We start from the raw sequence: 14,798 nt of genomic DNA, 5'->3' as shown, positions 1-14,798 counted from the left end.
GGAGCTTTCTCATGTTGCCGACTCCCGAACAGGTCAAGCAATACATTGCGGTTGGGCTCGCCTGCGAGCATCTCGAAGTCGAGGGCGACGGTCAGCATTTCTTTGCGACCATTGTGTCTCCGAGCTTCGAAGGCAAGCGGCTGATCCAGCGTCATCAACTCGTGTATGCGGCGCTTGGCGATCGCATGCGCGAAGAAATCCACGCGCTCAGCATGAAAACGCTGACGCCCGCCGAATGGCAAAACGCGTAATCTGGAACGTTAGTGCGAATTACACAAGACAGGCGAGATGCCGGTAGCGGCGCCGCCACAGTAAGCAAAACAGCAGCCCCGGCGCCGAGCCGGATCGATCAGGAGACGACAGGTATGGACAAACTTGTCATTGAAGGCGGCCAGCGGCTGGCCGGTGAGATCGTCGTGTCGGGGGCGAAGAACGCCGCCTTGCCGATCCTGTGCGCCGGTTTGCTGAGCGCGGAGCCGGTTCATCTCGAGAACGTGCCGGACCTGCAGGACGTGCGTACCACGCTCAAGCTGCTCAATCAGATGGGCGTGCGCACCGAAGCGGGCGCGGGGCGGGTGTCGCTCGACGCCTCGAAGGTCGACAACCTCGTGGCGCCTTATGAGCTGGTGAAGACCATGCGCGCGTCGATCCTCGTGCTCGGGCCGCTGCTCGCGCGCTTCGGCGAGGCGAAGGTGTCGCTGCCGGGCGGCTGCGCCATTGGCGCGCGGCCGGTCGACCAGCACATCAAGGGTCTCCAGGCGATGGGCGCGGAAATCACCATCGAGCACGGCTTCATTGAAGCTCGCGCGAAGCGCCTGAAGGGCGCGCGCATCGTGACCGACATGATCACCGTCACCGGCACCGAAAACCTGCTGATGGCAGCGGTGTTGGCCGAAGGCGAGACCGTGATCGAGAACGCCGCGCGTGAGCCTGAAGTCGGCGATCTGGCGCACCTGCTGGTGGAGATGGGCGCGCAGATCGAAGGTATCGGCACCGACCGTCTGGTGATCCAGGGCGTCGACAAGCTGCACGGCGCGAAGCACACCGTAATTCCCGACCGCATCGAAGCCGGCACCTTCCTGTGCGCAGTGGCGGCTGCGGGTGGCGACGTCATCTTGCGCCGCGTGCGTCCGCTGATCCTCGAAGCCGTGACGGAAAAGCTGCGCGAAGCCGGCGTGACGATCGAAGAAGGCGACGACTGGATGCGTGTGCGCATGAGCCAGCGTCCGCATGCGGTGAGCGTGCGCACTTCCGAGTACCCGGCTTTCCCGACCGACATGCAGGCGCAGTTCATGGCGCTCAACACGATCGCCAACGGCACCGCGCAAGTCGTCGAAACGATTTTCGAAAACCGCTTCATGCACGTGCAGGAGCTGAACCGCCTCGGCGCCAACATCACGATCGACGGCAATACGGCGCTCGTGAGCGGCGTCGACAAGCTGTCGGGCGCCAAGGTGATGGCGACCGACCTGCGCGCCTCGGCCAGCCTCGTGATCGCGGGCCTGTGCGCCGACGGTGAAACGCTGATCGACCGTATCTATCACCTCGATCGCGGCTATGACCGGATGGAGTCGAAGCTGACGGCCGTCGGTGCGAAGGTGCGCCGCATTGCGGGGAGCCAGGCATGAGCTCGGTAGCGCAAACCTCGTCGTCCCCAGCAGTGAAGGCGCCGCTCACTCTCGCGCTGTCAAAAGGCCGCATCTTCGAAGAGACGTTGCCGCTGCTGGCAGCCGCCGGCGTGCAGGTTGCCGAAGATCCGGAAACCTCGCGCAAGCTGATCCTGCCGACGACCGACGCCAACCTGCGCGTCATCATCGTGCGCGCCACCGACGTGCCGACCTACGTCGAATACGGCGCAGCCGACTTCGGCGTGGCGGGCAAGGACGTGCTGCTTGAACATGGCGGCAGCGGCCTGTACCAGCCGGTGGACCTCGATATCGCGCGTTGCCGGATGTCGGTCGCCGTGGCGGCGGGCTTCGATTACGAGAACGCCGTGCGCCAGGGTGCGCGGCTGCGCGTGGCCACCAAATACGTCGAAACCGCCCGCGAGCATTTCGCCGCGAAGGGCGTGCACGTCGACCTGATCAAGCTGTACGGTTCGATGGAACTCGCGCCGCTGGTGGGTCTCGCCGACGCGATCGTCGATCTGGTCAGCTCGGGCGGCACCTTGCGGGCCAACAATCTTGTCGAGGTGGAGGAGATCATGCAGATCTCGTCGCGCCTCGTCGTGAACCAGGCAGCGCTCAAGCTCAAGCGCGCCGCGCTGCGGCCGTTCCTCGATGCGTTCGAACGCGCCTCGCGGCGCGCCGATGTGGCGGCCTGACAACGCCTGATGCAGCCTGATGTTGCCTGAAGGGGCTTCAGGCGCGCCTTACCGAAACGGATACCAGCATGTCTATCAAGATTCGCAAACTCGACTCCAGCAGCGCCGATTTTCAGAAGGCGCTGCACGCGGTGCTCGCGTTCGAGGCGAGCGAGGACGAAGCGATCGAGCGCTCGGTCGCGCAGATTCTGGCCGACGTGAAGGCGCGCGGCGATGCGGCAGTGCTCGAGTATACCAACCGCTTCGACCGTTTGGCGGCGTCGAGCGTGGCTGCGCTCGAACTGCCGATGGCGGAGCTCGAAGCTGCGCTGGAAGGGCTCGACCCGCGCCGCCGGGCGGCGCTTGAAGCGGCCGCGGGACGGGTACGCGGGTATCACGAGAAGCAGAAGATCGAGTGCGGCAGCCATAGCTGGCAGTACACCGAAGCGGACGGCACCGTGCTGGGCCAGAAGGTCACGCCGTTGGACCGCGCCGGCATTTACGTGCCGGGCGGCAAGGCGGCCTATCCGTCGTCGGTGTTGATGAACGCGATTCCGGCGCGGGTGGCCGGCGTACGCGAAATCGTCATGGTGGTGCCGACGCCGGACGGCGTGAAGAATCCGCTGGTGCTGGCGGCCGCCTTGCTGGGCGGGGTCGACCGCGTGTTCACCATCGGCGGCGCCCAGGCTGTCGGCGCGCTGGCTTACGGCACGGCTACCGTGCCCGCGGTCGACAAGATCTGCGGCCCCGGTAACGCTTACGTGGCGTCGGCCAAGCGCCGCGTGTTCGGCACGGTCGGCATCGACATGATCGCCGGCCCGTCCGAAATCCTCGTGCTGTGCGACGGCACGACCGATCCGCGTTGGGTTGCGATGGACCTGTTCTCGCAGGCCGAGCACGACGAACTCGCGCAATCCATCCTGCTGTGCCCGGACGACGCGTTCATCACCCGCGTGCACGACGCGATCAACGAACTGCTGCCCACCATGCCGCGCCAGGACGTGATCCGCGCGTCGCTGGAAGGGCGCGGTGCGCTGATCAAGGTGCGCGATATGGCCGAGGCCTGCGCGATCGCCAACGACATCGCTCCGGAACACCTGGAAATTTCCGCGCTCGACCCGCATCAATGGGGCAAGCTGATCCGCCATGCGGGCGCGATCTTCCTCGGCCGCTATACCAGCGAAAGTCTTGGCGACTACTGCGCCGGGCCGAATCACGTGCTGCCTACGTCGCGCACCGCACGCTTCTCGTCGCCGCTCGGCGTCTATGATTTCTTCAAGCGCTCGAGCGTGATCGAAGTCAGCGCGGAAGGCGCCCAAACCCTGGGTGAGATCGCTGCGGAACTGGCGTATGGTGAGGGGCTGCCCGCGCATGCCCGCAGTGCCGAATACCGGATGAAGCAAAACGGCTGAGCGCGCCCGCTGTAAAACAGCCAGCGCATTTCCCGCAACCTTGACCAACCGGGGCGGCTCTCGCCGCCTCTGCATGACCTGTCCGCCGCGGGCCGGTCCGCCCATTCATGACGACACCTCAAGACATCATTCGCCGCGACGTGCTCGCGATGACGAGCTATCCGGTTCCCGACGCGACCGGCTTCGTCAAGCTCGACGCCATGGAGAACCCGTTCCCCTTGCCGGCGCCGCTTGCGGCGCAACTCGGCGAGCGCCTCGCCGGCGTTGCGCTGAACCGGTATCCGGCGCCGCGCCCGGAAGCGTTGCTCGAAAAGATCAAGCGCGTGATGAACGTGCCGGCCAATTGCGAGGTGCTGCTCGGCAACGGCTCGGACGAGATCATCAGCATGGTGTCGATGGCCTGTGCCAAGCCTGGCGCCAAGGTGCTCGCGCCGATGCCGGGCTTCGTGATGTATCAGTTGTCGGCCAAGCTGGCGAACCTCGAATTCGTCGGCGTGCCGCTGAAGGCGGACTTCACGCTCGACGTCGAGGCAACGCTCGCCGCGATCGCCGAGCATCAGCCGGCCATCGTCTATCTGGCCTACCCCAACAATCCGACCGGCACGCTCTACGACGACGCCGACATGGAGCGCATCATCGCCGCCGCGGACAAGAGTCTGGTGGTGATCGACGAGGCTTATCAGCCGTTCGCCCAGCAAAGCTGGCTGCCGCGCGCCGACGCGTTCGATAACGTGGTGGTGATGCGCACGGTCTCCAAGCTCGGTCTCGCCGGTATTCGTCTTGGCTATCTGGTCGGGCGCACGGCCTGGCTGACCGAATTCGACAAGGTGCGCCCGCCTTACAACACCAATGTGTTGACGCAAGCCACCGCCGATTTCCTGCTCGATCACCTTGAGGTGCTCGACGCGCAAGCCGCGCAACTGCGCGAGGAGCGCACGAAACTGGCGCATGCCGTGGCGCAGTTGCCGGGCGCCGAAGTGTTCCCGAGCGCGGGCAACTTCCTGCTGGTGCGGGTGCCTGACGCATCCGTTATGTTCGAAACGCTGCTTACTGCACGGGTTTTGATCAAAAACGTGAGTAAAATGCACCCATTGCTGGCGAATTGCGTGCGCCTGACGGTCGGTTCCCCTGAAGAAAACGCGCAATTGCTGGCCGCACTGAAACTCGTGCTGCATTAAATGGCGTGCCGTCGCGCCGCGCACCGCATAGCGGGCGCGGCATTCGGCGTTCCCCCAACTCCCTTTCTTTCATAGTCAGATTCGAGGAATTACCATGCGCCAGGCGGAAGTCGTTCGCGACACTAGCGAAACGCAGATCCGTATCAAGATCAATCTGGACGGCACCGGCAAGCAAAAGCTCGCCACCGGTGTGCCGTTCCTCGACCACATGCTCGACCAGATCGCGCGGCATGGACTGATCGATCTCGACATCGAGGCGCATGGCGATACGCATATCGACGACCACCATACGGTCGAAGACGTCGGCATTACGTTGGGGCAGGCGGTCGCGAAGGCGGTTGGCGACAAGAAGGGCATCCGTCGCTACGGTCATTCTTACGTGCCGCTGGACGAAGCCTTGTCGCGCGTCGTGATCGATTTCTCCGGCCGGCCGGGTCTCGAATTCCACGTGCCGTTCACGCGCGCGCGCATCGGAACGTTTGACGTCGATCTTTCCATCGAATTCTTCCGCGGCTTCGTGAATCACGCCGGCGTGACGCTTCATATCGACAACCTGCGCGGCCTGAACGCCCATCATCAGATGGAGACGGTGTTCAAGGCGTTCGGGCGTGCCTTGCGCATGGCGGTAGAACTGGACGAACGCGCGGCGGGGCAGATTCCGTCGACCAAAGGTAGCTTGTAAGCGCCCCCAAGCCTGGCGCGCAGCGTCAGGCGAAACCTCGGGGCGGCCCGGCATTCTCTTAGAGCTGACTAACCGGACCGGGCGCGCGCCTTGCGTGGCCCCGGCTTGCGATGGATATCCTCAAGTCGTTCATCTCGCTGCTGGCGCTGATCAATCCGGTGGGCGCGATTCCGTTCTTTATGAGCCTGACGGCGCAGCAGTCGGACGGCGAGCGGCGCCGGACGATCCGGATTGCGGCGGTGTCGGTGTTTTTCGTGATTGCGGTGACGACGCTGCTCGGACAGCAGATCATCAGCTTCTTTGGCATTTCGGTCGGCTCGCTGCAGGTGGGCGGCGGCATCATCATGCTGCTGATGGCGATCAATATGCTGAACGCACAGATCGGCAACAGCCGTTCGACGCCGGAAGAGCGCCACGAGGCCGAGCAGAAGGACAACGTCGCGGTGGTGCCGCTTGCGATTCCGCTGCTGACGGGGCCGGGCGCCATCAGCACGGTGATTATCTATGCGGCACACTCGCCTCATTGGTACGACCGGATTAGTCTTATTGTGATTGGCGCCGTGCTGGCGGCGGTGTGCTTTTTTTCGCTGCGGCTCGCCGAACCGATCGCCCGCTGGGTGGGGCAAACGGGTATCAATATCGGCACGCGGCTGATGGGTTTGATGTTGTCGGCGCTGGCGGTGGAATTCATCGTCGACGGTCTGAAGGCGTTACTGCCTAACTTGAAATGAAAACTTCGATTGCGATTGTGGATTACGGAATGGGCAACCTGCGCTCGGTCGCCCAGGCGTTGCGGAAGGCCGCGCCGGAAGCGGACGTGGCGATCGTCGACCAGCCGGAAGCGATCCGTGCAGCCGACCGCGTCGTGCTGCCCGGCCAGGGCGCGATGCCCGACTGCATGCGCTGTCTCGGCGCATCGGGCCTGCAGGAAGCGGTCATCGAGGCCTCGCGCAGCAAGCCGTTGATGGGTGTGTGCGTGGGTGAGCAGATGTTGTTCGACTGGAGCGCCGAAGGCGGCACGCCTGGCCTCGGCCTGCTGCCCGGGAAGGTGCTGCGCTTCGATCTGGAAGGCCAGGTGCAGGACGACGGTTCGCGCTTCAAGGTGCCGCAGATGGGCTGGAACCGCGTCCGGCAGACCGTGCCGCACCCGCTGTGGGACGGCGTCGCGGACGACAGCTTCTTCTACTTCGTGCACAGCTATTACGTGCAGCCGGACAATGCGGCGCATACCTCGGGCGAGACCGTGTACGGCGTGCCGTTTACCTCGGCGGTGGCGCGGGATAACATTTTCGCGACCCAATTCCACCCGGAAAAGAGCGCTGAAGCGGGCTTGCGCGTGTATCGAAACTTCGTGCACTGGAACCCATGAGCGCCTACCGTTCCCTGTTGACCGGAGTTAGCGCTTCAGCGCTTACTCCGGTCCCATGCAAGATAACTGCTGTTCCGTCCACCGTGCGCCGCGCGGCCCCTGCCGGGCCGGCGGGCGGACCTGCGTCCCGATGCCCGATGCACGTGCGCCGGGGTACTGAAAGAGTTGTACTAAACTAGCGAAACGGTACGCGAGCAGGCTTGTTTCGCCGCTTGGCGCCGTCCGACTTTAAACCTTCTTCCCTGACAACACCCGATTGCTATGCTGCTGATTCCCGCCATCGACCTGAAAGATGGTCAGTGTGTACGCCTCAAACAGGGCGACATGGACCAGGCGACGATTTTTTCCGAGGAACCGGCGGCTATGGCCCGACATTGGGTCGACCGCGGCGCCCGGCGCCTGCACCTCGTCGACCTCAATGGAGCGTTTGCCGGCAAGCCGAAGAACGAAGACGCCATCCGCGCGATCATCGACGAAGTCGGTGGTGAGATTCCCGTCCAGTTGGGCGGCGGCATCCGCGACCTGAACACGATCGAGCGCTATCTGGACGACGGCCTGTCGTACGTGATCATCGGCACGGCGGCGGTGAAGAATCCCGGCTTTCTGCAGGACGCCTGCACGGCGTTCGGCGGCCATATCATCGTCGGTCTGGACGCGAAAGACGGCAAAGTCGCCACGGACGGCTGGAGCAAGCTGACCGGCCACGAAGTCGCCGACCTCGCGCGCAAGTTCGAGGACTACGGCTGCGAGTCGATCATCTATACCGACATTGGCCGCGACGGCATGCTGCAGGGCATCAACATCGACGCCACGGTGCGGCTTGCGCGCGCGGTGAAGATTCCGGTGATCGCGAGCGGCGGCCTGTCGAACCTGGCCGACATCGAGGCGCTGTGCGAAGTCGAAATGGAAGGCATCGAAGGCGTGATCTGCGGTCGCGCCATCTATTCGGGCGACCTCGATTTTGCGGCTGCACAGACACTCGCCGACAAGCTGCGCGAGTCGGACGACGCCTGAAGGCAAGCGCGCGCGTCAGGTAACGTGGTGTGGGGTTGCGGCCCTGCGCTGCAAGAGGCGCGGGCCGGGGCTCACACAACCGGGCCGCAGCCGTGCGGCAAGGCCGCTGCGGCCAACCTTGGTCCAGGCCAGCCCGGCACCGCAACGCGCGCCGGCATTGCGCCGCTCGCCTGAGAGCGGCCTCATCAGCGGTATTGGCAAGAATTTGCACGATCATGGCTCTAGCTAAACGCATCATCCCTTGTCTCGACGTCACGGCTGGACGCGTGGTCAAGGGCGTCAACTTCGTCGAACTGCGCGATGCGGGCGACCCCGTCGAAATTGCCCGTCGCTACGACGAGCAAGGCGCCGACGAACTCACTTTCCTCGACATCACCGCCACCTCCGACCAGCGCGACCTGATCCTGCCGATCATCGAAGCGGTCGCCTCGCAGGTGTTCATTCCGTTGACGGTCGGCGGCGGCGTGCGCGCGGTCGAAGACGTGCGGCGCCTGCTCAACGCCGGCGCGGACAAGATCAGCATGAACTCGTCGGCGGTGGCGAACCCGCAACTGGTGCGCGACGCGACCGATAAATACGGCTCGCAGTGCATCGTGGTGGCCATCGACGCCAAGCGCGTCTCGGCCGACGGCGAAACCCCGCGCTGGGAAGTCTTCACGCATGGCGGCCGCAAGGCGACCGGGCTGGAAGCGGTCGAATGGGCGCGCAAGATGGCCGAACTCGGCGCCGGCGAAATCCTGCTGACCAGCATGGACCGCGACGGCACCAAGAGCGGCTTCGATCTGGCGCTCACGCGGGCCGTGTCGGACGCGGTGCCGATTCCGGTGATCGCCTCGGGCGGCGTCGGTTCGTTGCAGCACCTGGCAGACGGCATCAAGGAAGGTCATGCAGACGCCGTGCTGGCCGCGAGCATTTTCCACTACGGCGAACACACGGTCGGCGAGGCCAAGCGTTTCATGGCTGAACAAGGCATTTCGGTGAGGTTGTGACGTGGTGAATCCGACAGGTGTCGACTGGCTCGACAAGGTGAAGTGGGACGCGAACGGCCTCGTGCCGGTGATCGCGCAGGAAGCGTCCAGTAACGACGTGCTGATGTTCGCGTGGATGAACCGCGAGGCGCTCGCCAAGACGGTCGAGACGGGCCGCGCGGTGTATTTCTCGCGTTCGCGTCAGCGCCTGTGGTTCAAGGGCGAGGAGTCTGGCCACGTCCAGCATGTGCATGAAGTGCGGCTCGATTGCGACGAAGACGTCGTGCTGCTGAAGGTCGAACAGGTGTCGGGCATTGCCTGCCACACCGGTCGCCACTCGTGCTTTTTCCAGAAATTCGAAGGGACGGCCGACGACGGCGGCTGGATCGCAGTCGAGCCTGTTCTGAAAGACCCCGAACACATCTACAAATGACGCAAAACTCACAATCGACGAACGACACGCTGCTGCGCCTCGCAGCGATCATCGACAGCCGCAAGGGCGGCGACCCCGACGTCTCGTACGTGTCGCGCCTGTTTCACAAGGGCGACGACGCGGTGCTGAAGAAGATCGGCGAGGAAGCGACCGAAGTCGTGCTGGCCGCCAAGGACGTGCGCCAAGGCGGCGCGCCGACCGCGCTGGTCGGCGAAGTGGCCGACCTGTGGTTTCACTGCCTCGTGATGCTGTCGCATTTCGACCTGAGCCCGGCCGACGTGCTCACCGAACTCGAGCGCCGCGAAGGCACTTCGGGCATCGAAGAAAAAGCGCTGCGCAAGAGCCGCGAGCGCGAGCAGAACGGCGACTGAGCGCGTGGCGCGCAGGCAGGTTCGGGGCGCGCCACAGGGGGCGCCCGGCCTGCCATAATCTGTTGGGCACCCATTCCGTTGCACCCCGTACCATCAGGAAGGAGGACGCAAACATGGAACAGTCGCAAGGCGCCTACCCGCCACCCACGCCGCCGTCTTACCGCAACAACCTCGAATCGGAGCGCGAACGCGGCCTGCGCACGCTCACGCATGTGCTGTATGCGCTTTATGCGGTCTATTGGCTGACGGGCGGCATTTCGGTCCTGATCGCCATCATCATCAATTACGTGAAGCGGCCTGACGTGGCAGGCACACCGTATGAGGTGCACTTTCAGTGGCAGATCCGCACGTTCTGGTGGTGCATGCTCGGCTACCTGATTGGCGGCCTGCTGTTTTTCGTCTTCATCGGAATTCCGATCCTGTGGGCTGTCGGGATCTGGATGTTGTACCGTATCATCAAGGGCTGGCTGTATCTCTACGATAACAAGCCGCTGCTGAATCCGCGGGCGTGGTTCTGACTTCCGGTCCGGCCGCCTCATACGTTTGTGCTTCAGGGAACCCATGAGCCACGATTCAAATTGCCTTTTCTGCAGGATCGCTTCCGGCGAGATTCCGTCGACCAAAGTCCACGAGGACGACGAGTTCGTCGCCTTCCGCGATATCCGTCCGGCGGCCGAGACACATGTGCTCGTGATTCCGCGCAAGCACATCGAAACGCTCTCGAACTGCAGCGAAAGCGATGCACCGCTGCTTGGTAGAATGCTTGTATTGGTGGCGCGTCTGGCGCAGGAGTTGGGCGTGGCCTACAAGGGAGGCGAGACCGGCTTTCGCACGGTCATCAACACCGGGCCGGGAGGTGGGCAGGAGGTGTATCACCTGCATGCCCATATTCTGGCGGGGCCGCGTCCGTGGCAACGGATGGGGTAAGCGCCGGGGCGCCGGGAACGCAGCCGTTCCGGCTGGGTTCCGCGGGCCGGTTGGGCGAGGGCGTTTTGTGCTGCGCTGTAATGACGCCGTCGCGATTCGCCAGACACAATCATGCGCAAAGCCGCGGGCGGAATCTGAAGCCGCGGCAGGCAACGTAAAGATGAGGCGCAAGCGTCTCGATTCGAGCCGTAAGGCGCAGATAGCCGCCGCGTGCAAACGCGATGTCGGGGTTAAGGAGAGTAGTCATGGGTTCGTTTAGTATTTGGCACTGGCTTATCGTTCTGCTGATCGTTGCACTGGTGTTCGGCACGAAGAAGCTGCGCAATATCGGTACCGACCTCGGCGGCGCCGTGAAGGGTTTCAAGGAAGGCATGAAAGAAGCGGAGACCCCGGCCGGCGACACGCAACAGCGCGAGTTGCCGCGCGGCGAGACGGTCGACGTCGACGCAAAAGAAAAAACGCCGCGCTCGGGCGACTACCGCTAAGCCGCGGTCCAACCGCGTACTGACGGGAACCACCATTCATGCTGGACCTCGGTCTAACCAAGATGGCGCTGATCGGCGTGGTCGCACTGGTCGTACTCGGACCGGAGCGGCTGCCGCGCGTCGCCCGCACCGCGGGGGCGCTGTTCGGCCGCGCACAGCGGTATATCAACGACGTGAAGGCCGAAGTCACGCGTGAAATCGAGCTCGACGAGCTGCGCCGCATGAAGACCGAATTCGAGGCCGCCGCGAGCAATGTCGAAAACACGGTCCATGACACGATGCGCAAGCACGAGACCGAGTTGAACGACGCGTGGAATTCGGGCTCGTCCGTGAGCCCAAGCATCGCCGGCGGCTCGCTGGAAGGCGCCGCGGGTAATTCGTCCGTGATGACGTCCTGGCACAGCACGCCCGCCGCAGCGCCCAGGCGCAAGAACTGGCGCGTCAAGCAGACGGCAATGCCCACGTGGTACAAGCGTGCCACTGCCCGCCGTACGCGGGTGCAGTCGGGCGCGGCGCGTGTAGCGCGTCATACGCCGGTGAGCCTGCGCCGGCCGACACGCTTCTTCTGATGACCCTAGCGTTAATCTCCTACCGAGGGCCGGTGTGAGCGACCCCCAGCAAAGCCAAACCGAAGGCACTGAAGAGACCTTCATCTCGCATCTCGTTGAACTGCGCGACCGCATCATCCGCGCCGGCATTGCCGTCATCGTGGTGTTCATCGGGCTCGTCTACTGGGCGCCGGACATCTTCAAGCTGCTCGCGCGGCCCTTGATGATGAACCTGCCGAAGGACGGCAAGCTGATCGTCACCGACGTCACCGGCTCGTTCTTCGTACCGATGAAAGTGACCATGATGGTCGCGTTCGTGATTGCGCTGCCTGTCGTGCTGTACCAGATCTGGGCGTTTGTCGCGCCGGGGCTTTACCAGCATGAGAAGAAGCTGGTTGTGCCGCTGGTGGGCAGCAGCTACATCCTGTTTCTGTGCGGCATGGCGTTTGCCTACTTCGTGGTGTTCCCGACCATCTTTCGCGTGATGGCGCACTACAACGCGCCGCTCGGCGCGGCGATGAACACGGATATCGACAATTACCTGAGTTTCGTCCTGACCATGTTCATCGCGTTCGGGGTGACCTTCGAGGTGCCGATCGTCGTGGTGCTGCTGGTCCGCATGGGCCTTCTGACAGTCAAGAAGCTGCGTCAGATCCGCCCGTATGTGATCGTCGGGGCGTTCATCGTCTCCGCGGTCGTGACGCCGCCTGACGTGTTTTCGCAGCTGATTCTGGCTGTGCCGCTGATCGTGCTGTACGAGGCGGGCATCATCGCGGCGCGGCTGATTGTCGGCAAGCAGGTGGAAGTGGCCGACGAAGAGAAACCCGCTGCGAGCTGAGCATCTCTCGAGGAGCGCTTTTCGCAAGGCGGTAGCGGTTGCAGATGCAAAAAAGGGCAGTCCATTCGTGGACTGCCCTTTTTAGTTCTACGTCCTGGCTTCTGGGTAGGCGCCGGGCTTAACCGCCGTCGTCGTTCTGATCGTCGCTGTCGTCGGTGGACTGCTTGGGCGGCGGAGGCCGTTTGCCGATCATCACTTCCAAGTCTATCTCGTGATTCTTGCGCACCAGATGGATCTTTGCGTTGGTGCCCGGCTTGATCTGTGCGATCAGGTTCAAGAGGCGAGTCGTGTCCGTGATGTCCTGGCCGTCCACACTGACGAGAATGTCACCCGGCTTGATGCCGGCGCGGTCGGCCGGCCCGTTCTTCAGTACTCCGGCCACGATCGCCCCGGACTTCTGGTCGAGCCCGAACGATTCGGCGATCTCAGGCGTCACGTCCTGCGGTTCCACACCGATCCAGCCCCGCGTGACCGAGCCGGTCGTAATGATGCTCTCCAGCACGCTGCGCGCCGTTGACACCGGAATCGCAAAACCGATCCCAAGCGAGCCGCCCGAGCGCGAGTAAATCGCCGTATTGATGCCCAGCAGATTGCCGTTGACGTCGACCAGCGCGCCGCCCGAGTTGCCGGGATTGATCGCCGCGTCGGTCTGGATGAAGTTTTCGAAGGTGTTGATGCCGAGGTGATTGCGGCCGAGCGCGCTGACAATCCCCATGGTCACCGTCTGGCCCACGCCGAACGGGTTGCCGATCGCCAGCACGACGTCGCCCACCCGCGTCTGCTCCATGCGGCCGAGCGTGATGGTGGGCAGGTTGGTCAGGTTGACCTTGAGCACCGCCAGATCGGTCTCCGGATCGACGCCGATCACCTTGGCGGTGGTGGTGCGGCCGTCGGCGAGCGCGATTTCGATCTGATCCGCACCGTCGACAACGTGCTGGTTCGTTAGAATGTAACCTTCCGAACTCACTATGACACCCGAGCCAAGATTGGCCGCGGGCTGTTCCTGTTGTCTGCGGTTGTTGTTCTTGTCGCCGAAGAAGTAACGAAACAGCGGGTCTTTCGCCCGAGGGTCGGGCGGCAAAGATCCGTCCTTGCTCGAGAACACATTGACGACCGCGGGGGATGCCTTCTGCGCGGCGTCGGCATAGGAAGCCTGCGCGGGACCGCTACCGATGCCAGGCGCTACCTCCCGCAGTGCGACGATCGGCTCGGAGAGCTGCTTGCCGAATTGCCCTTGTCGCTGCAGCCATTGCGGTTTTAGGGTCGCAATGATGAACATCAGCGCCAGAAGCACGGTCACCGCTTGGGCAAAGAACAGCCAAAAGCGTCTAAGCATCTGAAGACTAGAGGTTTATATGGATCGGATCGAACTTGAATTGTACTTGAACAACGTCCTTGAAACCGCACGCTTCAAGGACTACTGCCCCAATGGCTTGCAGGTGGAGGGGCGCCGCCGGGTCCACAAGATCGCGACGGGTGTAACTGCTTCATTAGCGTTCCTGGAAGCCGCGCTCGACTGGGGCGCCGACGCCGTGCTGGTTCATCATGGCTACTTCTGGCGCAACGAAGCGCCGCAAATCACCGGCCGCAAATACGGCCGCCTGAAGCTACTGCTGGCCAACGACCTGAACCTGTTCGCCTACCACCTGCCGCTCGACGACCATCCCGAGTTCGGCAACAACGCCCAGTTGGGCGAGAAAATGGGCTGGATCGGTGACGTGCGTTTTGGCGAGAACAATCTGGGCTGGATGACCACCCTGCCCATGCCGATCACGCTCGAGCACTTCACGGCACAGGTCGAGCATACGCTCGGCCGCACGCCGCTCGTGTTCGGCGACCCGGAACTCGAACTGCGCCGCGTGGCGTGGTGCACGGGCGCGGCGCAAGGCTATTTCGACGCGGCGATCGAAGCCGGCGCGGACGTCTACCTAACCGGTGAAGTGTCCGAATCCACCATGCATACGTCGCAGGAAAGCGGCGTGGCGTTTTTGGCCGCCGGCCACCACGCCACCGAGCGTTTCGGCGTGCAGGCACTCGGTGCGCATCTGGCGGAATCATTCGATCTCGAGCATCTCTTTATTGATATCCACAATCCTGTCTGATTAGTGAACTAAAAGGCACGAAATACACAGGGCTCACTTAAAACGGGATACGAAAAAGTTTCTTATTGGTGGGGGAAAACCCTTGGATATCAAGGACTTCGCATGGTTTTTGGCATCCGGGCCTTGTAAATGGCGACTCCATTCGAGCAAACTAGCGTCGGTAGAAGCG

19 protein-coding genes are annotated in these 14,798 nt (G+C 63.3%); 18 read left to right on the top strand and 1 reads right to left on the bottom strand.

Going from position 1 to position 14,798, the window contains the following annotated elements; translation table 11 throughout:
- The first annotated feature begins 11 nt into the window (after nucleotides 1–11).
- The 17 genes from AC1ECK_RS32650 to tatC all read left to right on the top strand — a co-directional run bounded on the left by AC1ECK_RS32650 (nucleotide 12) and on the right by tatC (nucleotide 12,527).
- On the top strand, nucleotides 12–251 hold the full coding sequence (locus AC1ECK_RS32650; RefSeq protein WP_074262648.1) for a BolA family protein: 240 nt from the start codon (nucleotides 12–14) through the stop codon (nucleotides 249–251).
- A 114-nt stretch (nucleotides 252–365) separates the two neighbouring features.
- A complete protein-coding gene (gene murA, locus AC1ECK_RS32645; RefSeq protein WP_480326747.1) occupies nucleotides 366–1,628 on the top strand; it encodes a UDP-N-acetylglucosamine 1-carboxyvinyltransferase in 1,263 nt (420 codons plus the stop codon).
- Nucleotides 1,625–2,323, top strand: coding sequence for an ATP phosphoribosyltransferase (gene hisG, locus AC1ECK_RS32640; protein WP_480326745.1), 699 nt, complete (start codon nucleotides 1,625–1,627; stop codon nucleotides 2,321–2,323). The genes murA and hisG overlap by 4 nt, the downstream gene beginning before the upstream one ends.
- A gap of 68 nt (nucleotides 2,324–2,391) precedes the next feature.
- On the top strand, nucleotides 2,392–3,714 hold the full coding sequence (gene hisD / locus AC1ECK_RS32635) for a histidinol dehydrogenase (RefSeq protein WP_480326743.1): 1,323 nt from the start codon (nucleotides 2,392–2,394) through the stop codon (nucleotides 3,712–3,714).
- A 107-nt stretch (nucleotides 3,715–3,821) separates the two neighbouring features.
- Nucleotides 3,822–4,892 carry a histidinol-phosphate transaminase gene (hisC, locus tag AC1ECK_RS32630; protein WP_480326741.1) on the top strand — a complete coding sequence of 357 codons (1,071 nt, stop codon included), beginning with the start codon at nucleotides 3,822–3,824 and terminating at the stop codon, nucleotides 4,890–4,892.
- 94 nt (nucleotides 4,893–4,986) lie between these two features.
- Entirely contained in the window at nucleotides 4,987–5,574 is a 588-nt protein-coding gene (gene hisB, locus AC1ECK_RS32625; protein ID WP_117338061.1) for an imidazoleglycerol-phosphate dehydratase HisB, read from the top strand.
- Between the two features lie 110 nt (nucleotides 5,575–5,684).
- Nucleotides 5,685–6,305, top strand: a complete 621-nt coding sequence (locus tag AC1ECK_RS32620; protein WP_480326739.1) for a YchE family NAAT transporter — start codon at nucleotides 5,685–5,687, stop codon at nucleotides 6,303–6,305.
- On the top strand, nucleotides 6,302–6,943 hold the full coding sequence (gene hisH, locus AC1ECK_RS32615; RefSeq protein ID WP_480326737.1) for an imidazole glycerol phosphate synthase subunit HisH: 642 nt from the start codon (nucleotides 6,302–6,304) through the stop codon (nucleotides 6,941–6,943). The genes AC1ECK_RS32620 and hisH overlap by 4 nt, the downstream gene beginning before the upstream one ends.
- Before the next feature lie 261 nt (nucleotides 6,944–7,204).
- Nucleotides 7,205–7,957, top strand: coding sequence for a 1-(5-phosphoribosyl)-5-[(5-phosphoribosylamino)methylideneamino]imidazole-4-carboxamide isomerase (hisA, locus tag AC1ECK_RS32610; RefSeq protein WP_480326735.1), 753 nt, complete (start codon nucleotides 7,205–7,207; stop codon nucleotides 7,955–7,957).
- Between the two features lie 215 nt (nucleotides 7,958–8,172).
- Nucleotides 8,173–8,946: an imidazole glycerol phosphate synthase subunit HisF gene (hisF, locus tag AC1ECK_RS32605; protein WP_480326733.1), complete on the top strand. Its 774-nt coding sequence runs from the start codon at nucleotides 8,173–8,175 to the stop codon at nucleotides 8,944–8,946.
- 1 nt (nucleotide 8,947) lies between these two features.
- A complete protein-coding gene (gene hisI / locus AC1ECK_RS32600) occupies nucleotides 8,948–9,358 on the top strand; it encodes a phosphoribosyl-AMP cyclohydrolase (RefSeq protein WP_480326731.1) in 411 nt (136 codons plus the stop codon).
- A complete protein-coding gene (locus tag AC1ECK_RS32595) occupies nucleotides 9,355–9,729 on the top strand; it encodes a phosphoribosyl-ATP diphosphatase (RefSeq protein ID WP_480326729.1) in 375 nt (124 codons plus the stop codon). Before hisI ends, AC1ECK_RS32595 begins: the two co-directional genes overlap by 4 nt.
- A 113-nt stretch (nucleotides 9,730–9,842) precedes the next feature.
- The gene (locus tag AC1ECK_RS32590) at nucleotides 9,843–10,247 is read left to right on the top strand and encodes a DUF4870 family protein (RefSeq protein WP_480326727.1); all 405 of its coding nucleotides are present in this window, start codon (nucleotides 9,843–9,845) and stop codon (nucleotides 10,245–10,247) included.
- Nucleotides 10,248–10,290: 43 nt separating this feature from the next.
- The gene (locus tag AC1ECK_RS32585) at nucleotides 10,291–10,656 is read left to right on the top strand and encodes a histidine triad nucleotide-binding protein (RefSeq protein WP_480326725.1); all 366 of its coding nucleotides are present in this window, start codon (nucleotides 10,291–10,293) and stop codon (nucleotides 10,654–10,656) included.
- A gap of 245 nt (nucleotides 10,657–10,901) precedes the next feature.
- Nucleotides 10,902–11,141: a Sec-independent protein translocase subunit TatA gene (gene tatA / locus AC1ECK_RS32580; RefSeq protein ID WP_480326723.1), complete on the top strand. Its 240-nt coding sequence runs from the start codon at nucleotides 10,902–10,904 to the stop codon at nucleotides 11,139–11,141.
- A 38-nt stretch (nucleotides 11,142–11,179) separates the two neighbouring features.
- Entirely contained in the window at nucleotides 11,180–11,710 is a 531-nt protein-coding gene (gene tatB, locus AC1ECK_RS32575; RefSeq protein WP_480326721.1) for a Sec-independent protein translocase protein TatB, read from the top strand.
- 34 nt (nucleotides 11,711–11,744) lie between these two features.
- Nucleotides 11,745–12,527, top strand: coding sequence for a twin-arginine translocase subunit TatC (gene tatC, locus AC1ECK_RS32570; protein ID WP_480326719.1), 783 nt, complete (start codon nucleotides 11,745–11,747; stop codon nucleotides 12,525–12,527).
- Nucleotides 12,528–12,645: 118 nt separating this feature from the next.
- Here tatC and AC1ECK_RS32565 read toward each other — a convergent pair whose 3' ends face one another.
- The gene (locus tag AC1ECK_RS32565) at nucleotides 12,646–13,863 is read right to left on the bottom strand and encodes a Do family serine endopeptidase (RefSeq protein WP_480326717.1); all 1,218 of its coding nucleotides are present in this window, start codon (nucleotides 13,861–13,863) and stop codon (nucleotides 12,646–12,648) included.
- A 19-nt stretch (nucleotides 13,864–13,882) separates the two neighbouring features.
- Between AC1ECK_RS32565 and AC1ECK_RS32560 the strand changes: the two genes are divergently transcribed.
- Nucleotides 13,883–14,629, top strand: coding sequence for a Nif3-like dinuclear metal center hexameric protein (locus AC1ECK_RS32560; protein ID WP_480326715.1), 747 nt, complete (start codon nucleotides 13,883–13,885; stop codon nucleotides 14,627–14,629).
- The last annotated feature ends 169 nt before the right edge of the window (nucleotides 14,630–14,798 follow it).

This window comes from Paraburkholderia sp. SSBN10T (assembly GCF_056619545.1).
This window is presented reverse-complemented; position numbering and strand designations above follow the sequence as displayed.